The organism is Rhodococcoides sp. S146-33, assembly GCF_059489205.1.
Genome location: NZ_JCAJWY010000008.1, coordinates 63011 through 73412, shown reverse-complemented (window position 1 = coordinate 73412; position 10402 = coordinate 63011). Strand labels below are relative to the sequence as shown.

Annotated in this window: 12 protein-coding genes; 9 read left to right on the top strand and 3 right to left on the bottom strand. The window is 64.4% G+C overall.

Translation table 11 applies throughout. The features are described from left to right. Positions 1–4 precede the first annotated feature (4 nt). On the top strand, positions 5–394 hold the full coding sequence (locus AC5WEY_RS23565) for a DUF6841 family protein (RefSeq protein WP_495647757.1): 390 nt from the start codon (positions 5–7) through the stop codon (positions 392–394). A 38-nt stretch (positions 395–432) separates the two neighbouring features. Here AC5WEY_RS23565 and AC5WEY_RS23560 read toward each other — a convergent pair whose 3' ends face one another. Continuing rightward, on the bottom strand, positions 433–1002 hold the full coding sequence (locus tag AC5WEY_RS23560) for a TetR/AcrR family transcriptional regulator (protein ID WP_495647756.1): 570 nt from the start codon (positions 1000–1002) through the stop codon (positions 433–435). Between the two features lie 76 nt (positions 1003–1078). On the opposite strand from AC5WEY_RS23560, the gene AC5WEY_RS23555 reads away from it, so the two are divergent. The 3 genes from AC5WEY_RS23555 (at position 1079) to AC5WEY_RS23545 (ending at position 4429) form a co-directional block, all read left to right on the top strand. Beyond that, positions 1079–1651: a dihydrofolate reductase family protein gene (locus AC5WEY_RS23555; RefSeq protein ID WP_057476144.1), complete on the top strand. Its 573-nt coding sequence runs from the start codon at positions 1079–1081 to the stop codon at positions 1649–1651. Positions 1652–1725: 74 nt separating this feature from the next. After that, positions 1726–4029 carry an accessory Sec system translocase SecA2 gene (secA2, locus tag AC5WEY_RS23550; RefSeq protein WP_495647755.1) on the top strand — a complete coding sequence of 768 codons (2304 nt, stop codon included), beginning with the start codon at positions 1726–1728 and terminating at the stop codon, positions 4027–4029. After that, positions 4022–4429, top strand: coding sequence for an META domain-containing protein (locus AC5WEY_RS23545; protein WP_495647754.1), 408 nt, complete (start codon positions 4022–4024; stop codon positions 4427–4429). The genes secA2 and AC5WEY_RS23545 overlap by 8 nt, the downstream gene beginning before the upstream one ends. Positions 4430–4441: 12 nt before the next feature. Here the strand turns inward: AC5WEY_RS23545 and AC5WEY_RS23540 are convergent, their stop codons facing one another. Beyond that, positions 4442–5029, bottom strand: a complete 588-nt coding sequence (locus AC5WEY_RS23540) for a TetR/AcrR family transcriptional regulator C-terminal domain-containing protein (protein WP_057476147.1) — start codon at positions 5027–5029, stop codon at positions 4442–4444. A gap of 123 nt (positions 5030–5152) precedes the next feature. Between AC5WEY_RS23540 and bioB the strand changes: the two genes are divergently transcribed. From bioB to AC5WEY_RS23525, 3 genes are read left to right on the top strand one after another with little or no spacing between them, the layout of a single operon-like run. Next, the gene (gene bioB, locus AC5WEY_RS23535) at positions 5153–6145 is read left to right on the top strand and encodes a biotin synthase BioB (RefSeq protein WP_057476148.1); all 993 of its coding nucleotides are present in this window, start codon (positions 5153–5155) and stop codon (positions 6143–6145) included. Between the two features lie 22 nt (positions 6146–6167). Then, the gene (gene bsaP / locus AC5WEY_RS23530) at positions 6168–6392 is read left to right on the top strand and encodes a biotin synthase auxiliary protein BsaP (protein WP_495647753.1); all 225 of its coding nucleotides are present in this window, start codon (positions 6168–6170) and stop codon (positions 6390–6392) included. Between the two features lie 6 nt (positions 6393–6398). Beyond that, the gene (locus tag AC5WEY_RS23525) at positions 6399–6986 is read left to right on the top strand and encodes a DUF2567 domain-containing protein (RefSeq protein ID WP_057476251.1); all 588 of its coding nucleotides are present in this window, start codon (positions 6399–6401) and stop codon (positions 6984–6986) included. A gap of 14 nt (positions 6987–7000) precedes the next feature. Here AC5WEY_RS23525 and AC5WEY_RS23520 read toward each other — a convergent pair whose 3' ends face one another. Further along, positions 7001–7699: an NUDIX hydrolase gene (locus AC5WEY_RS23520; RefSeq protein ID WP_495647752.1), complete on the bottom strand. Its 699-nt coding sequence runs from the start codon at positions 7697–7699 to the stop codon at positions 7001–7003. 79 nt (positions 7700–7778) lie between these two features. Between AC5WEY_RS23520 and nadA the strand changes: the two genes are divergently transcribed. Together nadA and AC5WEY_RS23510 are read left to right on the top strand one after the other, a co-directional pair. Then, positions 7779–8837 carry a quinolinate synthase NadA gene (gene nadA, locus AC5WEY_RS23515; protein WP_052065879.1) on the top strand — a complete coding sequence of 353 codons (1059 nt, stop codon included), beginning with the start codon at positions 7779–7781 and terminating at the stop codon, positions 8835–8837. After that, positions 8834–10402, top strand: coding sequence for an L-aspartate oxidase (locus tag AC5WEY_RS23510; RefSeq protein ID WP_495647751.1), 1569 nt, complete (start codon positions 8834–8836; stop codon positions 10400–10402). The genes nadA and AC5WEY_RS23510 overlap by 4 nt, the downstream gene beginning before the upstream one ends.

Below are 10402 nucleotides of genomic sequence, written 5' to 3'. Positions count from 1 at the left end.
CGGTATGACCTCCGATACCGAAACGATCGACCACTTCTTCGCTCGCTACACGGGGTATCTGACCTCGGGTGATCTCGACGGTCTGGCCGAGATCTACAACTATCCTGCTCTGGCTGTGACGGCGCGGGGTTGCGCTGCGATCGCCGCGCCGCAGCAAACGCGAGAGTTCTTCGAGCAGGGCCAGGCCTACTACCGATCGCGCGGGATACAGGGCGTGCGAGAGCGCGACATCGTCACCGAGATCGAGGTGCCGGGGGTGTGGGTCGGTCATCTGTTGCTGGAGAACCTCGACTCCGACGGCTCGCCGGTGCGAACCGAGCGCAATGCCTATCAGGTCGTGACGGCCGAGGACGGCACACGACGGATCGCGGTGACGACGCCCCTCGACGCGTAGTACTGCAGGTGGAGGTCGCGTGCGTCGAAGTCGTGCGATCAGGGGTGCAGGAGGCCCGCCACCAGGGCGTCGACAACCTCGTCCGTCGAGGTGTCCGGATCGATGGGGTCGGTCAGTCGGTCGAGCAGTAGGCCATCGATCGCGTAGTGGAAGAGTGCGATTTCTTGGCGACCCCCCGGTAGGCCTGCGGCGAGATTGAATTCGACGTCGGCAGAGAAGTTCGAGCGCTGCCAGCTGCCGAGGATGTCCCTGATCTCCGGTCGTCTCGATGCTTCGAGCCGCAACTCGAACAGCGCGAGCGTCACGTCGCGATTCGCGAGGAGCCGCGCAACGATGTCGCGGATGTACGCGCCGAACAACTCTTGGCTGGGAGGTTGCGCGGCAAGCGGTTCGTGGACCTCGGAGCTGGGGGCAAGTCTCTGACCGATGCGTTCGATCAGTCCGGCGATGACGTCGGCGCGGGTCTTGAAATAGTTCGATGCCGTTCCCTTCGGCACTCCTGCTTCCTCGTCGATCGCGCGGTGGGTGAGTCCGCGGGAGCCTTCCGCTGCGAGGAGGCGAAGCCCGGCATCGGCCAGTTCGGCGCGTCGGAGTGGGTTGCGAGCCATGGAAACAGGCTAGTGAAACCACTATGAATGTCGTAGTCTACAGCAACCACTACACCCGTCGTGATCGGAGAATTTCATGCGTGAACTGGTCTATTACGTCGCCGTCAGTCTCGACGGCTATATCGCAGCCCCCGACGACTCCTTCGACGACTTCCCGATGCAGGGCGACCACATCGACATGATTCTGCGTGACTACACCGACACCATTCCGACACTCGGTCTGCGTGCGACTGGACTCACCCCTGACCTGAGTCGCTTCGACACCGTGCTCATGGGATGGAACACTTACAAGGCCGGGGGAATTCATCCTCCCGAGGGTCCCTATGGACACCTGAGGCAGTACGTCTTCTCGCGCAACCACGGCGGCGTGGAACCGGCTGTGACACTGACCGGTGACGATCCCGTGGAGGTCGTGCGAAAGCTGAAGAGCGAGCGGGGAAGTGGGATCTGGCTGGCCGGTGGAGGAATTCTTGCGTCGGCGGTGGCGGGCGAAATAGACAGGCTCATCCTGAAGGTGAACCCTATACTCCTCGGCTCGGGTAAGCGCCTCTTCGCCGAGCGTGCGTACTCGCCGATCGGAAGTCGCCTCGTGGCCAGTACCCCCTTCGAGTCAGGAGTCGTGGTCAACGAGTACGCAGTCGATAGATGATGCAGACCCGAGGACGATGCCACACTCGGTACTGTGGAAAGGAACGTTCTTTCTTTCTCAGGTAGGGATTGCACATGGCATTGGGCTCCGACCGGTTCTGGCGTGTTCTCGGACGCTCTGCGCAGAAGGCCCAGAGCACCTCCCGTCAGCGCGTGGAGCGGGCCCAGGAGCACGCCGACTGGGCGGCTGCTCTGGACGACAGCGCCTTCGCGACAGAGGCGACCGCACTTCGCGTCGACTCTGCGGCGCGACTCGATGTTCCGCGGTACCTCGCACTGGTGCGTGAGGCGAGCGAGCGAACCCTGTCCATGCGGCCCTTCGACGTGCAGCTCCACGGTGCCGTGCGGCTTCTCGCCGGTGACGTAGTGGAGATGGCGACGGGTGAGGGCAAGACACTGGCCGGTGCCATTGCCGCCGTCGGATACGTGTTGTCCGGGCGTGCGGTGCATGTCGTCTCGGTCAACGACTTTCTCGCGCAACGCGACGCGCAGTGGATGAGGCCGTTGTTCGAGGTTCTGGGCATCACGGTCGGTTCCATCGGTGAGGCGTCGACCGCGCAGGAGCGTCGCACCGCCTATGCGCGCGACATCACGTACGCCTCGGTCAACGAGGTCGGCTTCGACGTCCTGCGTGATCATCTGGTGAACGATCGACAGGATTTGGTCTCGCCCGTTCCCGACGTCGCACTGATCGACGAGGCGGACTCCGTGTTGGTCGACGAGGCACTCGTCCCGCTGGTGTTGGCCGGTTCGGTGTCCGGTGACGTCTCGACGTCGACGGTGATGAACGCAGTCCGACTGTTGGACAAGGGTGTTCACTACGACACCGATGCCGAGGGAAGGAACGTGTTCCTCACCGACGAGGGCGCGTTGCGGATCGAGAAAGAGCTCGGCGGAATCGATCTGTACTCCGAGCAGCATGTCGGATCCACGCTGGTGGCGGTCAATGTGGCTCTGCACGCGCAGGTGCTGGTGCAGCGCGACGTCGATTACATCGTTCGTGACGGACGGGTTCAGTTGATCAACGCGTCGCGTGGCCGTGTCGCCGAACTTCAGCGCTGGCCGGACGGGTTGCAGGCAGCGGTCGAAATCAAGGAGGGACTTGCTCCCACCGAGACCGGTGAAATTCTCGACACGATCACTGTGCAGGCGTTGATCAATCGGTACGCCACGGTATGTGGCATGACCGGCACGGCGATGGCGGCGGGGGAGCAGCTTCGTACGTTCTACAGCCTCGGCGTCTCGGTCATCGAGCCCAACGTGCCGACGGCCCGCATCGACGAAGACGATCGTGTGTTCGACACACTCGAACACAAGAACGCCGCAATTGCTGTGCAGGTCAAGGAGATTCACGAGACCGGTCAGCCGATTCTGATCGGAACCCACGATGTCGCCGAGTCCGAGGCATTGGCCGAGACGCTTACCGCGGCGGGCGTGGACGTGGTGGTACTCAACGCGAAGAACGATGCCGAGGAAGCTGCGGTCATTGCCGCAGCCGGAGTGCACGGCGCGGTCACGGTGTCGACTCAGATCGCCGGTCGCGGAACCGATATCAAGCTCGGCGGTCCCGACGGTGCCGATCGTGACCGTATTGCCGAGCTCGGCGGTCTGTTCGTTCTCGGGACCGGTCGCCACACCACCGAGCGGCTCGACAACCAGCTCCGGGGGCGTGCCGGCCGGCAGGGAGACCCCGGTCGTTCGCTTTTCTTCGGCAGCTGGGAGGACGACGTCGTCAAGAACAACATAGGCGACAAGGATGCACCGAAGGGCATCGACGAGAGCGGGATGTTCACCTCGTCGGCTGCGGCCGATCGTGTGGATCATGCGCAACGCATCGCCGAGGGTCAGATGCTCGAAATTCATTCGCGTACTTGGCGTTACAATCAGCTGACCGCTCAACATCGTGAGATCCTGGATCGTCGCCGGGCCACGTTGCTGGACTCGGACGAGGCGTTGACTCTGCTCGAGCAGCAGTCGCCGACGCGCACGAAGGAGCTCCGCGAGACCGTGTCCGAGGAGATTCTGGTCGACGTCGCGCGCCAGATCGTCCTCTACCACCTCGATCGGTCATGGTCCGACTATCTCGCGCACCTGGCAGACGTGCGTGAGAGCATCCACCTTCGGGCGTTGGGGCGCGAGAATCCGCTGGACGAGTACCACCGCATCGCCGTCGAGGCGTTCAAGACGGTTGCATCGAAGGCGATGGATCTCTCACACGCCACCTTCGAGTCGGCCGACATCACCTCGGAAGGAATCGATCTCGACGACGCCGGTCTGCGTCGACCGACATCGACGTGGACGTACATGGTGCACGACAACCCGTTTGCGTCCCGCGGAAACGCCGGTGCGGCCGGGCTGGGGCCGATCTTCGGTGGCTGACGCGCGGCACGCGGTGGTCGTTCTCGCATTGGGATTGAGCGGGGTGGCGTCCGCGTGTGCCGACACTTACGGCGAATTTCCGGCCGACAAGACTTACTCGTCCATCGATGCGCCCGGCTCTTACTTGCCGGTGGACGGAACCACGATCAGGCTCGAATTCTCGGACGACCGGATTTCGGCAGAGGCCGGGTGCAACAGATTGTTCGGCACGGTCGATACCTCGCAGGGCAGGATCACCACCGATTCCCTCGGTTCCACCCGAATGGGTTGTCCTGGAGCATTGATGGATCAGGACGCGTGGCTCTCGGACTTCCTGATGTCCACGCCGCGGTGGTCTCGGAACGACGGCACCATGACCCTGGACAACGGCAGCGAACGGATCGTCTTCGCGGAGTCCTGATCTGCCGGAGCTCTAGCGCCGGATGCGATCGGTCGTCGAGTGCCGGACTCCGTCGACGAAGAGCCGCAATCCGAAATCGAATCTGCTGGTCGGGTCCGGACTCTCGAACATGGGGGACGCCTCGGGGGTGAGGGCTCCCGCGGAGTCCATCTGTAGACGCGATTGTTCGTCGACTGTTTGGCCGAGAACGTAGTACAGCAAGGTGTCGGCGGTCAGTTCCGCGTCGCGTCGCGGAAGTCCCGCGCGAATGCAGACGGCGGCAATGCGTTCGCGGATGCGATTGGTGGTCATCCTCGACGCGTAGGTCGCGGCGACCAGTTCGGCCCCGTCTCGGCGGGAGAGAAGCGCGTCGCGCAGTCGATGAGCGATCTGCTCGATTTGCGTGTCCCATGCGCCCTCGGTGGGCGGTGCATCGGCGCTGGACAGCAGATGGTCGGCGATCGCGCCGAGCAGGGTCTGTTTGTTGGGGAAGTGCCAGTACAGCGCACCGGGCTGCACGTGCAGGGACGTCGCCAGCCGGCGCATGGTCAGGTCGGCCAGGCCGTACTCGTCGAGGATGGCGATCGCGCCGTCCAGGACGTCTTGCCTGTTGAGTTGCACTGCTTCCCCCAAGTCGATCGACGCCTCGTCGCTTTGACAGTAGCCGAGCGCGGTGCCTAACGTGAACGCCGTTCAACTTGAACGGTGTTCAATACGTCGCCGTTCGACTACGAGGGGACCGGAATGGACATTTTGCGCACGGCGCGTACACAGGTGCTCGACGACGGAATTGCACTCGAACGATCTCAGGTTCTCGAGGTCCTCGAACTCGGCGACGACCGTCTCGAGGAGGCGATGCTGCTGGCGCACGAGGTGCGGATGAAGTGGTGCGGCCCCGAGGTGGAGGTGGAAGGAATCGTCAGCCTCAAGACCGGCGGGTGTCCTGAGGACTGCCACTTCTGTTCGCAATCAGGGCTTTTCGCATCTCCGGTGCGCGCTGCCTGGCTCGACATCCCGTCTCTGGTCGAGGCGGCCAAGCAGACGGCGAAGACGGGGGCCACCGAATTCTGCATCGTTGCGGCGGTCCGCGGACCCGACGCCAGGCTGCTCGCGCAGGTCGCTGCCGGAATCGAAGCCATACGAGGCGAGGTGGACATCGACATCGCATGTTCGCTGGGCATGCTCGAGCAAGATCAGGTCGATCAGCTCGCAGCTATGGGTGTGCACCGCTACAACCACAACCTGGAGACCTCTCGCTCGTACTTCCCCAAGGTCGTGACCACGCATACCTGGGAGGAACGGTGGAACACGCTTCGGATGGTGCGGGAGGCCGGCATGGAGGTGTGCTGCGGCGGCATCCTCGGGATGGGGGAGACACTCGAACAGCGAGCCGAGTTCGCGGCCGATCTCACCGCACTCGAGCCCGACGAAGTGCCGTTGAACTTCCTCAATCCGAGACCGGGAACCCCGTTCGGAGACCTCGACGTGCTGCCGGCATCCGATGCTCTGCGCGCCGTCGCCGCGTTCCGTCTCGCGCTGCCGCGGACGATTCTCCGATTCGCCGGCGGCCGCGAGATCACTCTCGGAGATCTTGGTGCCAAGCAGGGAATTCTCGGCGGCATCAATGCCGTCATCGTCGGTAACTACCTGACAACTCTCGGTCGTCCGGCAGAACAAGATCTCGATCTTCTCGGCGAGCTGCAGATGCCGATCAAAGCGCTCAACTCGACTATCTGATGGGCGTATTAGGGTGGGTCGAATGACGATCGTGACCCACTACGACCCGTACACCGGTCGGCCTGTCGACGCCGGAGCCGAGGTGGGTGCGGATTCGTTGTCGGTCGCCGTCCGGCTCGGGTTGGAGCCGCCGCGCTTCTGCGCAGAATGCGGTCGCCGCATGGTGGTCCAGATCGTCCCCGACGGGTGGACATCGCTGTGCTCGCGTCACGGCCTCGTCGATTCGGCCGCGACAGGCAGGCGCTAGGTGTCCATGTCGGAACTGCTCGAAAGTCCGCGGCGACTCAGCACCCGCCGAGTGCTGACCGTGGTGATAGCGATATCGGTGGCGCTGTCGGCACTGGGCGGCATGCTGTGGGGCCTCCTGGCACCCGCGCAGCAGTTGCTCGTTGTCTCGCAAGACCGTGGTGCGGCTCTGACCGGTGAGAGTCTGCACCGATTCGACGCCCTCGCGATGTTCTCCCTCGTCTCGTTCGCCCTCGGCCTCGTACTCCCGGTCGGTTGGTGGCTGTGGAAGTCGGAGCGGGGTCCACGTCTTTTCGCGGCAATCTTCGTGGGTGCGCTAGCGGGCTCGATCGCTGCGATTGTGGTGGGTAATGCGATTGCCGCCCTGCGGTTTCCGAAGGCGGCCGATCCTGCAGTGGGCTCGATCGTCACCGTGGCACCGAGTATCGAGACTCCACTGGTGTTGATCGTCCAGGCACTGACGGCGTCGTTGGTCGTGCTGCTGTTGGCGGCAATGAACCCCAACGACAATCTGCGATATGCCGAACCTGAACCCGAGGACGTGGATGGCGAGCCGTTCCCGCCGCCGTCGTTCGACTCGAATCGGGCCGACTGACACGGCGTCCAGGTTCACGCCTGCGGAGGACGCAACGCGGCGAACTCGTCCGTAACTCGAATGCTGTTGTCGGCAAAGCGAAACAGAGCCGGTGGTCGGCCGCCGGCTTTGCCCGACGGTGCCCGACGGCCGGTGGGTTCGATGACGCCGCGCCGGCTCAGTACTCGCTGCAGATTGGTCGCATCCACCTGATACCCCAATGCCGCACCGTAGATTTCGCGCAGAGACGAGATCGCGAAGTCGGCCGGAGCCAGGGCGAAGCCGATGTTGGTGTAGGACAGCTTCGCTACCAGGCGGTGTCGGGCGTGAGCGACGACGGTTCCATGATCGAACGACATGTCGGGCAGCGCCGAAACCGGGTGCCATGCGGTGTCCGAGGGGAGTGTCGGCTCTGCCGATATCGGCACCAGGCCGAGAAAGGTCGACGCGACTCGCCGATCTCCCGGTACGCGATCAGGTTCGCTGAAGATGGACAGCTGCTCGAGGTGCGCAACCGAGCGCACATCGACCTTCTCGGCGAGCTGACGGCGCGCCGACGCAGCGAGGTTCTCGTCGTCCCGCAGGGTGCCGCCGGGAAGCGACCAGGTGCCGACCTCGGGGTCGAGAGCGCGCTGCCACAGCAGCACCGCCAGTTCGGGGACGTCCGGGTCGGAAAAGGCTCGAACTTGGAACACCGCGATGAGTACTTCGTGGACGGTGCTACGATGAATCATGTTTTCGATCATAGGTCGAAAACTCCCTCGGAGGAAATTCGGTCACCGACGACCGGATGATCGGTGAAGGAGAACCGTCATGACCAGCAGCGCTACCCGGGTGAACATCCTGGACTCGGCATTCGCCGGAGTTCGCGACATCGTCGACGGAGCAGGTGGCTACGGGGGAGTGGAGGCAACTCCGGAGTGGGCCGCGGAAGTGCGACGGCTTGCCGATCTACGCGGCGCGACGCTGCTCGCGCACAACTACCAACTGCCTGCGATTCAGGATGTCGCCGACCATGTCGGCGACTCCCTCGCCCTCTCGCGCATGGCCGCCGAGGTCTCCGAGGACACCATCGTGTTCTGCGGAGTTCACTTCATGGCCGAGACCGCCAAGATCCTGAGTCCGCAGAAGACGATCCTCATCCCGGACCAGCGCGCCGGCTGCTCGCTGGCCGATTCCATCACCGCAGACCAGCTCCGCGAATGGAAGGCCGATTTTCCCGACGCTGTGGTCGTCTCGTACGTCAACACCACCGCCGAGATCAAAGCACTGACCGATATCTGCTGCACGTCGTCCAACGCCGTGGAGGTCGTCCAGTCCATCGACCCCAGCCGCGACATCCTGTTCTTGCCGGATCAGTTCCTCGGCGCACACGTCAAGCGGGTGACCGGACGCGAGAATCTGCATATCTGGGCCGGAGAATGCCACGTGCACGCCGGTATCAACGGTGACGAGCTGGCCGAAAAGTCGCGCACCCACCCCGACGCAGAGCTGTACGTGCACCCCGAATGCGGTTGCGCCACATCGGCTCTCTACCTCGCCGGCGAAGGATTCGTTCCGGCCGAGAAGGTCAAGATCCTCTCCACCGGCGGCATGCTCGACGCTGCCCGCACGACCGCCTCGAAGCAGGTTCTGGTCGCGACCGAGATCGGCATGCTGCACCAACTGCGGATGGCGGCACCGGACGTCGATTTCCTCGCCGTCAACGACCGTGCATCGTGCGGCTACATGAAGATGATCACTCCTGCAGCGCTGCTTCGCTGCCTCGTCGAAGGACGAGACGAGGTACACGTCGACCTCGAAACCGCGAACATCGCCAGCAAGTCTGTGCAGCGAATGATCGAAATCGGTACGCCCGGCGGCGGCGAGTGAATCCGTCCGTCGCGTGGGAGACCGGAGCGGATCTGGTCGTCGTCGGCGGCGGGATCGCCGGACTCACTGCGGCTCGTACCGCTGCCGCCAGCGGCCTTCGGGTGCTGACCGTGAGCAAAGGGGGGTCCACCGACACCGCGACGCAATATGCCCAGGGCGGGATCGCTGTCGTCGGAGCAGAATTAGACGATTCGATCGAATCGCATGTAGCCGACACGTGTGCTGCCGGTGCGGGACTGTGCGACGAGGACGCTGTGCGCTCCATCGTTGCCGGTGGGCGTGCGGCGATCGCCTCGCTCGAAGCTGCGGGCGCAGAATTCGATCGCGCTGCCGACGGCTCCGTCGCGCGCACCAGGGAAGGCGGCCACAGTGTGCGCCGCATCATCCACGCCGGCGGCGACGCCACCGGTGCCGAGGTGCAGCGCACACTCGACGGCGTCGTGCCGACGGTCCAGTTCGACACGACCGCACTGCGGGTGCTGACCACCGACGGTGAGGTTGTCGGTCTTCTCGTCCGCGGGCCTCGCGGCATCGGCGTCGTTCATTGCCCGACGGTTCTCCTGGCGACCGGCGGACTGGGACAGCTGTACTCGTGCAGCACCAACCCGGCCGGCGCGACAGCCGATGGCATCGCGCTCGCCCTCGACGCAGGTGCCCGCGTGGCAGATCTCGAATTCGTGCAGTTCCACCCGACGGTGCTGTTCGCTGCCGGGACGACGGGACGCCGTCCGTTGATCAGCGAGGCGGTACGCGGCGAGGGCGCCCATCTCGTCGATGTCGCAGGCCGTGCGTTCATGGCCGGAGTGCACCCGCTCGGTGATCTTGCGCCCCGCGACGTGGTGTCCCGGGCTATTGCCGAACTGCTGCACGACAGCGGCGACGACCACGTGCTGCTGGACGCCCGCCTCGTGGAGCACTTCCACCAGCGATTCCCGACCGTGACCGCCTCGTGCCTCGAGGCCGGTATCGATCCGGCGACGGACCTCATTCCGGTGGCACCTGCAGCGCACTATTCGTGCGGAGGAGTGGTGACGGACACGGCCGGCCGCACCTCTGTTCCTGGCTTGCTCGCCGCGGGTGAAGTGTCGCGCACGGGCTTGCACGGCGCGAACAGGTTGGCGTCGAACAGTCTGCTCGAAGGTCTCGTCGTAGGCGAGCGCGCTGCGATAGTCGCTGCTGAACGGGTCGGCAGGAAGGGCGAGGTCACCGACCTCGCGATGCCTACATATCGCCGCATCGAGCGCGGCGTACTGCAACGCACGATGACGGCCGAGGTCGGCGTCGTTCGTGATGCAGCGGGACTCGCTGCGGCACAACGCGTCCTGGCCCACGGTGTCGTGTCGGAACCGCCGGTCGATGCACGTGCCGTCGAGGATGCGGCGTTGACGGCTGCGGCGGAGGTCATCGTCCTTGCCGCGAACCATCGCCGCGAAAGCAGAGGGTGCCACACCCGACGCGATTTCCCCGAGAGTGCACCGGCGCAACGTCGAAGCCTGCACATCGAACGAGATCCCGACGGACTGTTGGCGATCGTGAACGACGACGTGATGACGGGAGCAAGCTGA

Excerpts from the sequence above, each read along its gene's own strand:
- AC5WEY_RS23565 (WP_495647757.1), top strand. The coding sequence starts at position 5 with ATGACCTCCGATACCGAAACGATCGACCACTTCTTCGCTCGCTACACG.
- AC5WEY_RS23560 (WP_495647756.1), bottom strand. The coding sequence starts at position 1,002 with ATGGCTCGCAACCCACTCCGACGCGCCGAACTGGCCGATGCCGGGCTT.
- AC5WEY_RS23555 (WP_057476144.1), top strand. The coding sequence starts at position 1,079 with ATGCGTGAACTGGTCTATTACGTCGCCGTCAGTCTCGACGGCTATATC.
- secA2 (WP_495647755.1), top strand. The coding sequence starts at position 1,726 with ATGGCATTGGGCTCCGACCGGTTCTGGCGTGTTCTCGGACGCTCTGCG.
- bioB (WP_057476148.1), top strand. The coding sequence starts at position 5,153 with ATGGACATTTTGCGCACGGCGCGTACACAGGTGCTCGACGACGGAATT.
- bsaP (WP_495647753.1), top strand. The coding sequence starts at position 6,168 with ATGACGATCGTGACCCACTACGACCCGTACACCGGTCGGCCTGTCGAC.
- AC5WEY_RS23525 (WP_057476251.1), top strand. The coding sequence starts at position 6,399 with ATGTCGGAACTGCTCGAAAGTCCGCGGCGACTCAGCACCCGCCGAGTG.
- AC5WEY_RS23520 (WP_495647752.1), bottom strand. The coding sequence starts at position 7,699 with ATGATTCATCGTAGCACCGTCCACGAAGTACTCATCGCGGTGTTCCAA.
- nadA (WP_052065879.1), top strand. The coding sequence starts at position 7,779 with ATGACCAGCAGCGCTACCCGGGTGAACATCCTGGACTCGGCATTCGCC.